The organism is Aerococcus viridans (assembly GCF_002083135.2).
In the GTDB taxonomy this organism is placed as follows: Bacteria; Bacillota; Bacilli; order Lactobacillales; family Aerococcaceae; genus Aerococcus; species Aerococcus viridans_C.
The window spans coordinates 268,259-282,870 of sequence record NZ_NBTM02000001.1; the positions used below are offsets into that span (position 1 = coordinate 268,259).

Annotated in this window: 13 protein-coding genes; all 13 read right to left on the minus strand. The window is 40.8% G+C overall.

The genetic code is table 11. The features are described from left to right. Positions 1 to 64 precede the first annotated feature (64 nt). The gene (locus A6J77_RS01350) at positions 65 to 277 is read right to left on the minus strand and encodes a cold-shock protein (protein WP_026465385.1); all 213 of its coding nucleotides are present in this window, start codon (positions 275 to 277) and stop codon (positions 65 to 67) included. Position 278: 1 nt separating this feature from the next. After that, positions 279 to 3,065: an isoleucine--tRNA ligase gene (gene ileS / locus A6J77_RS01355; protein ID WP_083067731.1), complete on the minus strand. Its 2,787-nt coding sequence runs from the start codon at positions 3,063 to 3,065 to the stop codon at positions 279 to 281. A 355-nt stretch (positions 3,066 to 3,420) separates the two neighbouring features. Beyond that, positions 3,421 to 4,332, minus strand: a complete 912-nt coding sequence (locus A6J77_RS01360) for a DivIVA domain-containing protein (protein ID WP_083067732.1) — start codon at positions 4,330 to 4,332, stop codon at positions 3,421 to 3,423. Between the two features lie 12 nt (positions 4,333 to 4,344). Next, positions 4,345 to 5,136 (minus strand): RNA-binding protein, encoded by a 792-nt coding sequence (locus tag A6J77_RS01365; protein WP_048726584.1) that lies wholly within the window; start codon positions 5,134 to 5,136, stop codon positions 4,345 to 4,347. 100 nt (positions 5,137 to 5,236) lie between these two features. Continuing rightward, complete coding sequence (locus A6J77_RS01370) at positions 5,237 to 5,488, minus strand: YggT family protein (protein WP_016897656.1); 252 nt, start codon at positions 5,486 to 5,488, stop codon at positions 5,237 to 5,239. After that, positions 5,481 to 6,053, minus strand: a complete 573-nt coding sequence (locus A6J77_RS01375) for a cell division protein SepF (RefSeq protein WP_048726587.1) — start codon at positions 6,051 to 6,053, stop codon at positions 5,481 to 5,483. The genes A6J77_RS01370 and A6J77_RS01375 overlap by 8 nt, the downstream gene beginning before the upstream one ends. A 15-nt stretch (positions 6,054 to 6,068) precedes the next feature. Then, on the minus strand, positions 6,069 to 6,749 hold the full coding sequence (locus A6J77_RS01380) for a YggS family pyridoxal phosphate-dependent enzyme (protein ID WP_048726590.1): 681 nt from the start codon (positions 6,747 to 6,749) through the stop codon (positions 6,069 to 6,071). Position 6,750: 1 nt separating this feature from the next. Beyond that, the gene (gene ftsZ, locus A6J77_RS01385) at positions 6,751 to 8,019 is read right to left on the minus strand and encodes a cell division protein FtsZ (RefSeq protein WP_016897659.1); all 1,269 of its coding nucleotides are present in this window, start codon (positions 8,017 to 8,019) and stop codon (positions 6,751 to 6,753) included. A 23-nt stretch (positions 8,020 to 8,042) separates the two neighbouring features. Further along, positions 8,043 to 9,482 carry a cell division protein FtsA gene (ftsA, locus tag A6J77_RS01390; protein ID WP_083067733.1) on the minus strand — a complete coding sequence of 480 codons (1,440 nt, stop codon included), beginning with the start codon at positions 9,480 to 9,482 and terminating at the stop codon, positions 8,043 to 8,045. A gap of 191 nt (positions 9,483 to 9,673) precedes the next feature. After that, on the minus strand, positions 9,674 to 11,065 hold the full coding sequence (locus A6J77_RS01395; protein ID WP_083067734.1) for a cell division protein FtsQ/DivIB: 1,392 nt from the start codon (positions 11,063 to 11,065) through the stop codon (positions 9,674 to 9,676). Positions 11,066 to 11,109: 44 nt separating this feature from the next. Beyond that, positions 11,110 to 12,207 (minus strand): undecaprenyldiphospho-muramoylpentapeptide beta-N-acetylglucosaminyltransferase, encoded by a 1,098-nt coding sequence (murG, locus tag A6J77_RS01400; protein WP_083067735.1) that lies wholly within the window; start codon positions 12,205 to 12,207, stop codon positions 11,110 to 11,112. Positions 12,208 to 12,235: 28 nt separating this feature from the next. Further along, entirely contained in the window at positions 12,236 to 13,624 is a 1,389-nt protein-coding gene (gene murD / locus A6J77_RS01405; RefSeq protein ID WP_083067736.1) for a UDP-N-acetylmuramoyl-L-alanine--D-glutamate ligase, read from the minus strand. Between the two features lie 29 nt (positions 13,625 to 13,653). Further along, on the minus strand, positions 13,654 to 14,601 hold the full coding sequence (gene mraY / locus A6J77_RS01410) for a phospho-N-acetylmuramoyl-pentapeptide-transferase (RefSeq protein WP_083067737.1): 948 nt from the start codon (positions 14,599 to 14,601) through the stop codon (positions 13,654 to 13,656). Between the last annotated feature and the right edge of the window lie 11 nt (positions 14,602 to 14,612).

Consider the following 14,612-nt stretch of genomic DNA (forward strand, 5'->3'; position numbering starts at 1 on the left):
GGTAGCGACTAAGACTTAGTGTCTTATCGCTACCGCTTTATCTATATTATTCAATTAGCTATCATTAGCCTAATTCAATATTCACTGCTTGAGGACCACGTTTTCCTTGGGCAATTTCAAACTGTACCTTTTGACCCACTTCTAATGAAGTTTGGTCTAAGTGACGTAAAGCTGAAAAATGCACGAAGATATCATCTTCTTCTGGAAAATCTGGTAACTCGATAAATCCAAAGCCTTCTTTTTCATTAAAAGTCTTTACAAAGCCGTAATAGGTCATCTTAATTCTCCTCTTCAACTAAAGCTTCAGGATAGTGGTTGATGACAATGTCAGCACAACGTGCACATAAGTGCGGTGCTGCTTCAATTGTACCAACTTCTTCGTAAACCCCACGACAACGTTCACAAGTTTCACCATGTGCATGTTCAATCACTAGGCTGTAACCTTCGTAGGCTGTAGCATCTGCGCCGGCTTCTGCAAGGTCATGGATTTTTAACTGCGATACCATCAAGTATGTCGCTAATTCTTCGCCGACACTATCAAGTAATGCTTTGGTTTCTTCATTAGCAAAAATATGTAATTTCGCTTGTAATGATTTACCAATTACTTTTTCTTCACGAGCCGTTTCTAATGATTTGTTGACATCAGAACGTAAGGCCATAAAGGCAGACCATTTTTCTTCTAAAGTGTCTGCATTGTCATAAGTTACTACTTCAGGGAAGTCAGCTAATTGTGCGTATGCTTCCTCTTCTTGTAGGTATGCCCAGATTTCTTCAGTTGTATGTGGAATAATTGGTGTCAGTAAAGTCGTTACGGCTTTAGCCACTGCATACATAACTGTTTGCATGTTACGACGTTTTGCTGATTCTGGTAATTCAATATAAACAACGTCTTTAGCGTAGTCTAAGTAAAAGTTAGACATATCTAAAGTTAGGAAGTTAGTGATTTCATGGTTGACTGTCATAAAGTCGAAAGTATCGTAAGCATGACGTACATTACGCACCATTTCGTTTAGACGGTTCATCATGTATTGGTCAATTGATGCTAGATCTTCATAGGCAACTGCATCTTTTTTCACATCAAAGTCATACAAGTTTCCTAGCAAGAAACGTACAGTATTACGGATACGACGGTAGTTTTCAGCAACTTGACCTAAGATATCGTCAGAGATACGGACATCGTAGTAAGTGTCTACTGAAGATACCCAAAGACGTAAAATGTCTGCACCACGTTGCTTGATGATGTCGTTTGGTGACAATGTGTTCCCAATTGATTTGGACATCTTGCGGCCTTCACCATCGTTAACGAATCCTTGAGAAAGGACTGAACGGTATGGTGCTTCATCGTTTACTGCGACTGATGTTAATAGTGATGAATGGAACCAACCACGGTATTGGTCAGAACCTTCTAGGTACATGTCAGCTGGGAATGTTAGGTCTTCACGTGTGCGTAATACGCCATGGTGAGATGAACCAGAGTCAAACCATACATCCATGATGTCCATTTCTTTGGTGAATTCACCGTTTGGCGATGCCGGATGCGTAAAGCCTTCTGGTAATAAGTCTTTCGCTTCGCGCTCGAACCAGACATTTGAACCGAATTCGTCAAATAGGTTGGCTACATGTTCGATTGTTTCTGGTGTACATACAGGTTCGCCATTTTCTGCGTAGAAGATTGGCAATGGTACACCCCAAACACGTTGACGTGAAATTACCCAGTCTTTACGGTCACGAATCATGTTGTAGATACGTGTTTGACCAGATGGATGCCACCATTTCACTTCATTATCGATGACGTCTAAAGTACGTTCCCGGATTTTTTCTACTGAACAGAACCATTGTGGTGTGGCACGGTAGATAACCGGTTTTTTCGTACGCCAGTCATGTGGGTAAGAGTGAGAGAAGTAATCTAGTTTTAGTAAACGATTATTTTCTTTCATTTTTTCGATTGAAAGCTCGTTACCTTTTTCGTAGAAGACACCTTCAAAACCTGGTGCTTCATCTGTAAAGTGACCTTGGTCATCTAATGGTGATAGAACGTCTAAGTTGTAGTTCAATGACGCAAAGTAGTCATCTTCCCCGTGCCCAGGCGCCGTATGGACTAAACCAGTACCTGATTCAGTTGTTACGTGGTCACCTAAGATTAGCAATGAGTCACGGTCGTAGTATGGATGTTCAGCAACCATATATTCTAAGTCAGTACCTTTAACTGGTTCGCCTTCAACTGTGTAATCTGCCCATCCTAATTCTGTTGCTAGGCTATTCACTAAGTCAGTTGCAACCACAAAATTACGGTCAGCAACAGCGACTACTGAGTATTCAAAATTTGGATTTACAGCGATAGCCATGTTAGATGGAATAGTCCAAGGTGTTGTTGTCCAGATAATGAATTCTGCATTCTCTGGTAATTTGCCTTTTGTATCGCGTGCTTTAAAGGCTACGTAGATTGAAGGTGATTCAACGTCTTGGTATTCAATTTCAGCTTCAGCTAAAGTAGATTCTGAAGATGGTGACCAATAAACTGGCTTAGCCCCTTTATAGATCAAGCCATTTTCATACATATCACCGAATAAACGGATTTGTTGCGCTTCAAATTCTGGTGCTAGTGTTAGGTATGGGTTCTCCCAGTCACCAGCAACACCTAAACGTTTGAAGTCATCACGTTGGCCGTTAATTTGTTTCCAAGCGTACTCTTCACATAATTTACGGAATTCAGCAACTGTCATTGACTTACGGTCAACACCTGAATTAGTTAAGGCTTGCTCGATTGGTAAACCGTGCGTATCCCAGCCTGGTACGTAAGGTGACCGGAAGCCAGACATAGATTTTGAACGGATGATAATATCTTTGGAGATTTTATTCATGGCATGTCCAGTATGAATGTCCCCATTTGCATATGGTGGGCCATCATGTAGGATCCAAGGTGTTTTATCCTTATTTTTTTCTTGACGTTGTGCGTACACGTCTTCTTCGTTCCACTCAGCTTGGCGCTCTACCTCTTTAACAGGTAGGTTACCGCGCATTGGGAATTTTGTTTTTCCTAAATTTAATGTTTCTTTCATTTTCATTGCGTAATGCCCCCTCATCGATTTCCTAGAAATAAAAAAAGCCCCGTCCGCAAAAGGGACGAAGCTACCGTGGTACCACCCAGATTTTGTATACCACAAATAATGCGGTATACACTCAATAACTTTATCGCAGTCAACGGTTAACCTACTTGGGCAATAATGCATTACCTGTTCAACAAACTACTCCTGGATGATAATAAATAACTTCTCTCGCTCTAATTCGCAGCTAACATAGATTCTCTTTCGATAAATTACGTTATTTATTGTGTTCCACTCTACGTGTTCTATTTCCATACGTCATAATATTACTATAAAAATATTGTAAAAACAACTTTTGTCGCGCAAATACTCCTGATTATTCTTCAGATTTATCTGCTGCATTGGTCAAATCAGCTTCTGTTGACTCGGATTGTACCAGTTCGTCTGTCACATCTTGCACGTCAGTTGTTGGTTGGTTTGTATCAGTTTGATCAGTATTATCAGCTGCTACCGCTTGTGTTTCTTCAGCCGCATCAGGTGTATTTTCTGAACCAGTATTTTCTGATGAAGCAGTTTCTACAGATTCGCTAGCATTTTCTGCTACAGAACTTGTTTCTGCTTCCTCTACTACCGGTTCACTGTCTTTAAAACCGCTAAAAACTGGCGCAATAGCTGGAATATCATTGTTAAAGAACTCTTCTTTACGTTGTTCTTTTTCAGCTTTTTCAGCAGCTGCCTCAAAGATTGCTTCCCCTTTATTTGACCGTACTGGTAGATCATAATCTTTCACCACTTCATCTAATTGTGGCGTCGACACATCTCCAACTGGTTTTTCAAAGAATAAGTTCTCCCAACGTGGGTCTTCGTACATATCTTTGGCTTGTAAAATCATACCAAAAGATTGGTGCAAGTAAGTACGAGCAGCTTCTTGTAGATTATCTGTTTCCGTATTAATAACAGCCGCTTTCTCAGCCGCTTCAGCAAGCAAACGACGGGCTTCTTCTTCAGCACGTTCTACAATTAAAGAGGCTTCATTTAACGCTTCTTCACGCAAACGGTCAGCTGCTTCTTGGGCCACAAAAATCGAACGGTTAACTGTCGCTTCCTTGCGGTGGGCAGCATCTACTTCTTTATTCGCTTCGTTTAATTGGTCTTGTAAAGATTTATTTTGGTCCTCTAACTTCTGCATTGAGACACGGACTTTATTCAAATAGTCATCTACCTCAGTTTTACCGTAACCTGAGATTTTCTGTTTAAATTTCATATTTTTAATTTCTGATGCGCGCATAAAATGAGCCTCCTATTTGTTTTTGATGATCTCAATCGCTACTCTAATTTTACCCTTTTTGGTTTCCATTTGGGTAGCCACATATTTCAATCTGCCATAGCCTCGTATTGAAGCAATGTCCCCTGGATTTAATAGCCTTTTCGCGTCTTGCACTTGCGCCCAATTGAGTTTAGCAGCGCCACCCTCAATCAGTAACTTGGCCTTCGCTCTTGGAATTCTAAATCCATCTGAAATCATAGTATCAAATCTTAATGAAGAAAGTGTGATTTCCATGGGTTGCCAGTCAGATTTTGGTTGAATAATTTGGTCAAAATGATTAATTTTCACCAGCTTGACTTTCGAACCACCTATCTTATCCATTTCAAAGCTAAGAAAATCGGCGATTTTCTCGTCGACGAAGAATTGCCATTTCTCCCCAGCCTGGATAATATCTCCGATACGGTTACGTTCAACCCCTTGACCTAGAATAGTTCCTAGTATTTGCCGGTGCTCAATAGTATTAAACTTGCTGGCATAGTGAATATCAAATGGGGTAATTTCAAAATCAGCCGGTTGAATTTCGTAATAAGTCGGCGCTAGTACACACCGTTGATTCTCCGCATTAGGATAGCCACCGAAAAATTCATAATGAATTTCATCGTCTTGGCCAATGATCATTGATACAATGGCCACTTCTCTTGGATTCAAAAACGGGGTCACTACCGGTGCATATTGGTCTAAGACCAGATTCATCCAGTCCGTCACTTTTTCAACAAAGGCATGTTCGTCTGGTTGAAAGTGCTGTAAAACTTCATAGTTTGCCAAGAGTTGTCCATCCCTTTCTATCAGTTGCTTGGTTCTATTATACAAAAAAATCGGGTAGATACCTAGACCCACCCGTTTGATTTAAAAGTTATTGTTATGGTTAGCGTAAAATATTTAAGCCGTTAGAAGCTAATTGTAGGACAAGAACGCCCACAATCACTGAAAATGAAATGCCTCCTAAACTAGGTAGGATACTATCAAAGAATGATAAATATGGGTATGCTAGTCGGTCAATGATTTGACCAAATTTAGAATCTCTAGCTCCTGGGAACCAAGATAATAAAGCATATACTACTAGCACTAGTGTATAGACATAGATTAAATCTTGAAGAATGTTCACTAAACTATTCACGACTTTCACCCTCTCGATCCCAAATATTGCCACGGTCGCGAGATGCTTTGCCATGTGTATTTGTATATTCTTCATACAAACCTTCAATTTGTACAGTTTCTGGAACGGCAATAAATACGTCAGTTGCTACACGTTGTAAGTCCCCATTCACGGCATATACAACGCCTGTCATATAATCGATAAATCGACGTGCATCTTCATCTGACATTTGTGACAGGTTTAAGACCACTGATTTATCGCCCAATAATGATTGACTGATTCGCTCAGCCTCAGCAAAAATGCGTGGTTTAAAAATTTCTACAGTAGCCACATTTTTACGAGACTCACTTAAATTCACTACATTATTTCGCGTTGCATCGTTTGCCATCGTTTTGTTTTGCTCCTTAGTTGGTTGTTCAAATGTAAATTGTGCTTGACTAGTTTGAGCAGCTTTAGCTGGATTTTCAGCAACTGGCTCTTCAAATGACTTTGAATCACTAGTATCTACCGTCTCTTGCTCATAGTAGTCGTCTTCAAAATCATCATCATTGTCAAAGAAATTTGCAAAATAGTCTTTAAAACCCATATTGGATTCCTCCGTTTACTCGGTTTCTGTGTTAAATATAGCTGAACCTACTCTGACAAAATCAGCGCCTTCAGCGACTGCAATTGGATAATCACCTGACATCCCCATGCTCAAGTGTTGGCACGGTGCATAGTCTTTACCCAAAGCTTGCACTTGATCTCTTAATTGACGCAAGTTGGCAAAATAATTGTGAATCTCTTCATCCGTCGCGTCAATTGGTGCCATTGTCATCAAGCCCACAATCTCTACTTTAGGAAATTCCGCCACTGCTTCGATAAAGGCATCAAGCTCAGCTGGTGCAATCCCATGCTTAGATTCCTCGCCAGAAACATTGACCTGTAGGAAGCATTTGATAACCTTGTCCGCCCGCTTGTCAATTTCCTTGGCCAGTTTTAACCGGTCAAGGGCATGGAAATAATCGATCTCATTAATGATATCTTTGACCTTACGGGTTTGCAAGGTGCCAATTAAATGCCATACAATATCGTCTGCCATAGCAGCAGATTTTTCCTGGAAGCCTTCTGGACGATTTTCTGCAAAATGTCTCACGCCTGCATCATATACTGTGTTTGCTTCATCTATTGAATGGTACTTAGAAACGCAAATCAGCGTCACATCATTTGATGATAACGCTGATGATTGTTGTGCATTTGCAATAATGCCTTCAATAGACTGCACGTTATTGCGAATTGTCATATTAACGACGACGCTTTCTGAAGAATGGTGGTGTATCTAATTCATCGTCATCTGAGTTGTGTGATGAGTAATCATTTTCTACAGGTGCAGATGGTGCGTCATCAAAAGTTCTGCGTGAACGGTTTGAATCTTCATAACGGCTGCTATCGAAGTCGTTGAAGATGTCGCGGTTTTCTTCTTGGCGACGTTCAGTCACTTGTTTTTCTTTAAAGTTGTCTGGTTGGTTAGCGAAATCGCGACCTGAACTTTGTTGGAAAGCAGAGTGGCCGCCAGAACGTTTAGCACGTTTTTCATCGCGACGTTTTTCAGTATCAATACCAGTTGCGATAACTGTTACGATAACTTCGTCTTCTAAGTCTTCAGCAATTGTAGTACCAAAGATGATGTTTACTTCTGAAGAAGAAGCTGCTGCTACGATATCCGCTGCATCTTGTGCCTCGAATAGCGTTAAATCGTCGCCACCCTTGATGTTTAATAGGATTTGCTCAGCACCATCAATAGAAACTTCTAATAATGGAGATGAGATAGCTTTCTTAGTTGCTTCAGCTGTACGGTTTTCACCAGTAGAAGCACCGATACCCATTAAAGCAGTACCTTGGTCAGCCATTACTGTACGAACGTCAGCAAAGTCTAAGTTTACGTAACCAGGTGCAGTAATCAAGTCAGAGATACCTTGAACACCTTGGCGTAATACGTTGTCAGCTTCACCAAATGCTTCACGCATAGGTGTTTTCTTGTCAACGATTTCTAATAAACGGTTGTTTGAGATAGTTACTAAAGTATCCACATGTTGTTTCATTTCTGCGATACCTTGAGCAGCTGAGCGACCACGTTTTGGTCCTTCAAAAGTGAATGGACGAGTCACAACACCTACAGTTAGCGCGCCGATTTCTTCTTTAGCGATACGGGCTACGATTGGTGCGGCACCTGTACCAGTACCACCACCCATTCCGGCAGTGATGAAGATTAAGTCAGCACCTTGTAATGCTTCGCGGATTTGATCTTCTGATTCTTCAGCAGCTTTAGCCCCAACTTCTGGTTGAGCACCGGCACCTAAACCACGAGTAGATTTAGGTCCAAGTTGGATTTTAATATCAGCTTTTGAGTTTTTCAAAGCTTGTGTATCAGTATTTGCAACAATAAATTCAACGCCACGTACGTTCTCCTCGATCATACGGTTAACAGCGTTGTTACCACCACCACCAACACCAACTACTTTGATTGATGCGTTATTCATATCCATGTTTTCGTATTCGAATTCCATATCCATTTTATATCCTCCTGGTAATTAAATTAAACAAAAAAGTCTTTGAAGAAATTTTTAATTTTATCAACTGGGCTTTCTTCTTCGCCCGCTTCAGTTTCGTCATTTAATTCATCATATTGGCTAGCTGGTCTTTCTTCATAATAGGTTTGTTCATTATTAGAAGGCGATACGCTAGGTTTATCGTTAGCACTATCATCTTTTACTTGTTTGTAATTGTCAACTGATTCTGTTTGCTTTGTGCTAGCAACTGGCTCTTTTGGCGCAGCAGTTGGTTGACTAGTCCGAGTAGTTGGTGCGACCTGTACTTGTTGCCCATTATCTTGTGCTAAGTGATGAATGTCATCTAATTGCGCCACATATTGGATTAAACCAACCGCTGTGGTAAAGATTGGGTTACGCAAGCCGACGTATTCTGGAATGTAGTAACGCACTTCATGGCCAAACACTTCTTCAGCTAAATCTAAAACACCAGGTAATGATGCTGCCCCACCGGTCACAATAGTACCACCTGGTAAAGCAAAGGCTTCGATTTTATCTAGAGGTTTTTTCAATGTTTCGAATATTTGACGTTCCCGAGCTTCAATAATTTCAGCTAAGTAATGTTCACTCACACGTTCTGGATTCACCTTACCAATTGTTTCAACTGGGAAGAATTCTGAATCGCTCGTATCTTTAGGTAGGGCATAGCCATATTCTAATTTGATTTGTTCAGCATTTTCAATTGAGGTATTCAATATAGTCGAGATATCTTTTGTAACAAGTTCCCCACCTTCATGGTCAACCGTTGCAAATTTCAATTGATCATCGTGGAATACAGACACACTTGTTTGTCCGCCACCCATGTCAATTAAGATTGTCCCAAATTCACGTTCACTCTTACTCATCGCAGCGTATGCATTTGCATAAGATTGAACAACTAGGTCACGAATATTCAAACCTGCCATTGCCACGCAACGACGAATATTATGAACGAGTGTTTTTGGACCAGTGACTAAGCTAGCGTATAACTCTAGTCTTACACCAATCATGCCACGTGGGTCTTTAATGTTGTCAAAGCCATCAACAATGAATTCCTCCGGCATCACTGAAATAATTTCTCTTTCAGCTGGTACTGAACGAACTTTTGCTGCCGCTAAAACATTTTTGACGTCCTTATCTGTAATCTCTCTGTTGTCATTTGACACAGCGATCATACCGTAACAAGGTTCGATGTTCACCTGATTACTTGGGACAGCTACAATGACATCGTTAATCGTATAATTAGCTTTTTGTTCGGCTTTTTTAATCGCGCGCTTGATAGACTCAACAGTCTTGTCAATATCTACAATCACACCTCTACTGAGTCCTTGTGAGCGCTCATGACCTACTCCAATAACATTAATTTGTTGGTTAACATATTCTGCAACTACTACTTTTATTGAAGTGGTTCCAATATCTAAACTTGCAAAAATTTCTGGCTGAACCATGTTTATTGAAACCTCCTAGAAAATTTAATATTTAATCGTATCGTTACTATTTTAACATAGACGGTACCAATTACCAACGGAATTACCTCTACTTTCTCATAGAAATTGTTGACATAGTCACGGTCTGTCAATAGTGATGACGTTTTCCTACACGCAAATGTTTTTAATTGCCTTCACATGATTTCGCCACTTTATTCACTCACTGATTCAACAACTGAATTGCCACTTGCTGCATCCGTTTCTACACTAGAAGATGCTGCTTGTGCATCAGTACTTTCGACCTGACTACCTTCACTAGATGATGCTGATGAAGCATTTGACCCGCTAGTTGATTCAGTAGTTGAACTATCTGTCGTCTCACTCCCTGAATCTGTTGATGAAGCATCTAGTTCACTAGCTTCACTTTCACTCGCTGCACTTGATTCTGCAGCCACCGATTCATCATAAGCCTTTTTATCTTCTTCCGAAGCATAAGGGTTATTCCCATCGTTTAATTCAGTAAAGTAAATGGCTACTTCCATATCAATCAGTCCCATTTGCCCGTCCAATTGACTGGCAATACCATTATAATAACTCATCCGGTCACCAATTGAGCTGATAAAGCCCCTCACCACATTCCCGTCATCCATTTGTAAAGCAATCCGGTCAGTGTTACTTTTATCACCTGTATAAGTCACCCAGGAAATCTTTTGAACGATATCATCTGACAGACTTGATAACGCCTTAACCGTTTCTGTTAGCTTGGCTCTTTGATCTTCATTGGCAATATCATAACCTTCAAATAAGGGTAACTCTTTTTCAAGTGATGGCAGTGGTGTATCGATGATTTCATTATTTTCTAGTAAGGGGTAGAAAAAGTCCGCAATCTGGATATAGCCCAATTGGCGGTAGGCCGACACGTTCACAGCTACCTTATTCCAATCCGACACATTCACAGTTGCTGACTTGACCGAAGGGTTTTGGTTTACAATAGCTTGTTCTACCTCACCCTTAGAATTTTTCAAGTCCGTCACTGACATCCCTTCTTTTAGAGGATACAAATTCACACTTTCTGTATCCTCCACACCTTCAACATTGATTGAAGACACATGATTAAAGGGTGAAGCATAGTAACCAGCCACAAATAATGCAATTACAAATGGCAGCAATAATAGGGCCATTTTCTTCCAGTTCGTCGGTTCACTTTTTTGACCCTTCTTAGCTGGAGGCATTGCATGATTACTTGACACCATTTGCTTTTGCTTGCCTGCTTGGCCTGGATTTTGTTTCTGCCTATTGGCTTTGTCTTTGCCCTTGATATTGAATTTAGGGAATCGCCACTTAGCTTTTTGTTTTGTTTTACCTTTTTTCTTCACAGGTTTTTTCTTGCCTGCTACTTGCTTATCTACAAGCTTAGCTTGGTCCTGATCTTCGTATTGACGACTGCTATCTACACCATTTTGTGCTTCATCTTGGTTCGATTTGTCAGCATCTTTCTCTTGCCTTCTGTCGACATTTGTCTGACCGTTTTTAGCTAATTTTTCATGCACACGCCGTCTTCTCTCGCGTCGCTCTTGGCGAATACGTTCTTCTTCCCAATCCATCATCACGCCCCCTTTCTATCTATTTTATTTGGAAAAAGGACTTCCTATTTCACAAGGCTTTCAATGATCTTGATTAAACGGTCCCCCGCATCTGGCACCCCTTGGTTCAAGGCGTTCGTCGCAATCCGGTTACGTTCATTTTTATCAGCCATCAAGCCGTCAATCTCATCTAATAAACCATTTACATTAAGCTCATTTTCTAAAATCATGCGGGCCCCATCGTGCTTCACTAGTGAGCGGGCATTCATTTCCTGATGGTTGGCTGTCACATTAGGGCTTGGAATCAAAATAGATGGTGTCCCTAAAGCGGTTAATTCAGTCATAGTCGTTGCGCCTGAACGACACACGACTAGGTCAATGGTGTTGAACAAGGCGGGCATGTTATCGATATATGACACAATTTGTACATTGTCCCAGTTATTAAAGTCAGCGAATGCTTCTTTAAATTCTTCGTAGTAAGTATCCCCTGAAGCGATTAACACTTGATAATCTTTTTCAATAAAGGCAGGTATAGCTTCTTTAACAGTTTCGTTGATACGTAAAGCGCCTCTACTACCACCGAAAATTAATACTGTCGGTTTGCCGTTTTCTAAACCATAAGCAGTTAAATCTGCCTTGTCTGAAATAGACGCTACTTCCTGGGCACGTGGATTACCCGTGAAAACTACCTTATTTGCGTATCGTTTAAAATCTTTCGCGACATCCTCAAAGCAAATAGCAATCTTTGCTACAAAAGGCGCTAAAAACTTATTGGTCATCCCTGCAACGGAATTTTGTTCATGGATAATACTTGGTACACCTGTACGTGCAGCTGCATATAAAACCGGCGCACAGACATAACCACCTGTACCAATTGCTACATCCGGATTGAAATCACGGACGATTTGTTTTGCCTTGCGTATACTATCAAACATATAGTATACAGTTCTAGCATTGTCTAAAGAGAATGAACGTTTGATCCCTTGAATTTGGATAGTTTTGAAATCGACACCTTCATTAGGCACGATTTTTGATTCCAATCCGCCTTCAGTCCCCACATACAGAAATTCTGCATCCGGATATTGCGCTAAAATTTGTTTTCTTAGGGCCAAGGCTGGGTAGATATGGCCCCCAGTCCCACCACCGGAAAGTAAAATTCGCATAATAAACTCCTTTTTCTCGCTAATTAATTTATTTGTCTAAGTCTTCAATCGCTTTGATATAACGGTCACCACGGACTTCAAAGTTTGGATATTGATCCCACGAAGCTGAAGCTGGTGACAATAGAATGGTATCACCAGGTGCTGACATATCATAGGCTGCTTTAACAGCTTCTTCAATCCATTCTACTTTATCAATCGCTGTTAGACCTTGACTTTGTCCTAGGTCAGCAAATTTATTTGCTGCTTGTCCGAATACAACCATACCTTTCACCCGGTCCATATGACCTGCTAATTCAATCACTTCATTCCCGCGGTCTAAACCACCCGCTAACCAAATGACATTGTCCTGTTTTTGACTGAATGAATCAAGGGCTGTAATGGAGGCATCGTTATTTGTCGCTTTTGAATCATTGTAGAAACGACGACCGTCGATTTCAGCAACAAACTGTAGGCGGTGTTTCACGCCGTGGAAGGCAGATACACCGTTTCTGATTTCTTCGTTTGAAATTCCCAGTAATTTACCAATAGCGACTGCCACGAGCATGTTTTCTAAGTTGTGGTGTCCAGGTAGGAAGAAGTCTTTTCTATTGAAAACAATTTCATCATGCCACATAAAGTTTTGGCTATCTTGGTCAAACCACGCACCATCAGGTTGAATAGATGTCGCTGAAAACGGAACAATTGTGGCTTTTGTAGTCCGGTCACCAAATACGTCCAATTGGTCAGCATTTAAAATCAAGAAGTCATCTGCCGTTTGGTTGGCAGTGATTTGCCATTTTGCAGAAATATAGCCGTCCATTGAACCATGGTAATCTAAATGGGCTGCGTAAATATTGGTAATGGCTGCGATATGGGGTTTGAATGCATCTGTCCCCATTAATTGGAAGGAAGATAATTCTAAAATCAACCGGTCATCTGCTTCAGCTTTAGAAGCGATATCTAATGACGGAATCCCAATGTTCCCCCCAATGTAACTTTCACCTGCCAGTGAATCTGCTTTCCCTAACATTTCGCCAACTAGGCTAGTAGTTGTTGTTTTACCGTTAGAACCAGTGATACCAATGATTGTGGCATCGGTTATCTTATCTGCAAGTTCGATGTCAGTATAGATGGGTAGGCCAATTTCTTGCGCATGAACGACCATTGGGTTGCTATAAGGAATACCTGGGTTTTTAACCATAAAGGCGAAGTCTTCGTCCAATAGTGATACGGGATGACCGCCAGCAACAACACGGGCGTTATTTTCATCGATTAGCGCTTGGGCATCTTTATTTTCTTCAAGGGGTTTGAAGTCATTGACAGTAACAATTGCCCCCAATGCTTGTAGATGTTGCACGACTGAAACACCAGTCTTTGCAAGTCCGAGTACTAATATTTTTTTATTGCGAACTGATTCGCGCCATTGTGATGCTTCCATAATGATTTCCCCTTTAGTAAAAATTTAAGTTAAAAGAATAATAAGCCGATTAGGGCTGTGACTAAACCAACTGCCCAAAAGATAATATCTACCTTCCACTCGCTCCAACCAATCATTTCAAAGTGATGGTGGATTGGTGACATTTTGAAGACACGTTTACCAGTCAATTTGAATGAAGTGACTTGGATGATAACGGAAGCTGTTTCAACTACGTATACGAATCCAATCAATAGTAATGACCAAGGGTTGCCTAACATTACTGAAATAACAGCTAATAAAGCACCTAGAGCTAGTGACCCGGCATCTCCCATGAAGATACGGGCTGGTTTGCGGTTAAAGAATAGGAAGCCTAATAAGCCGGCAACGATAGCGATACAGAAGGCCCCAATGCCGCGTTCACCCATTCTAAAGGCAATCAGTGCATAAGTTGAGAATGAGATGACACCAAGACCTGATGATAGGCCGTCAAGTCCATCCGTTAGATTGAAGGCATTTGAAAATCCTGTAATCCATAGTAATAAGAATACGAATACGAACAAGACATTTGTAATGCCTGTTGTAAATGGAAATGGAATCGACACATGGAAGGTAATCACACGCATTAATAATACGATTAGGGCTGAACCCACAATTTGTAAAATCAATTTTTGTAGTGAAGTTAACCCTTCATTTTGTTTCTTGAAAATCTTTAAGAAGTCATCGGCAAATCCGATACCACCGAAGAAAATCATTGTCCCAGCTAACAACCAAACTTCACCGTGCCATTGCCCAGTAAGGATAGACCAGATCAATAAGCTGACTAGGGCTGCGGATAGGAAAACCACCCCACCCATTGCTGGGGTACCAGATTTGGCTTTATGCCAAGCTGGTCCCTCATCTCTTGTAACTTGTCCGAATTGTTTTTCACGCATAAATTGAATGAAAAACGGCATACCAACTAGTGTTAACACTAGTGTCGTGATAAATAGTAATACCATAATTTTCCCTT

Coding starts and splice junctions, on each gene's coding strand:
- ftsA (WP_083067733.1), bottom strand. CDS start 9,482: ATGGTTCAGCCAGAAATTTTTGCAAGTTTAGATATTGGAACCACTTCA.
- murG (WP_083067735.1), bottom strand. CDS start 12,207: ATGCGAATTTTACTTTCCGGTGGTGGGACTGGGGGCCATATCTACCCA.
- murD (WP_083067736.1), bottom strand. CDS start 13,624: ATGGAAGCATCACAATGGCGCGAATCAGTTCGCAATAAAAAAATATTA.
- mraY (WP_083067737.1), bottom strand. CDS start 14,601: ATGGTATTACTATTTATCACGACACTAGTGTTAACACTAGTTGGTATG.
- A6J77_RS01350 (WP_026465385.1), bottom strand. CDS start 277: ATGACCTATTACGGCTTTGTAAAGACTTTTAATGAAAAAGAAGGCTTT.
- A6J77_RS01380 (WP_048726590.1), bottom strand. CDS start 6,749: ATGACAATTCGCAATAACGTGCAGTCTATTGAAGGCATTATTGCAAAT.
- A6J77_RS01395 (WP_083067734.1), bottom strand. CDS start 11,065: ATGGATTGGGAAGAAGAACGTATTCGCCAAGAGCGACGCGAGAGAAGA.
- ileS (WP_083067731.1), bottom strand. CDS start 3,065: ATGAAAATGAAAGAAACATTAAATTTAGGAAAAACAAAATTCCCAATG.
- ftsZ (WP_016897659.1), bottom strand. CDS start 8,019: ATGGATATGGAATTCGAATACGAAAACATGGATATGAATAACGCATCA.
- A6J77_RS01360 (WP_083067732.1), bottom strand. CDS start 4,332: ATGCGCGCATCAGAAATTAAAAATATGAAATTTAAACAGAAAATCTCA.
- A6J77_RS01375 (WP_048726587.1), bottom strand. CDS start 6,053: ATGGGTTTTAAAGACTATTTTGCAAATTTCTTTGACAATGATGATGAT.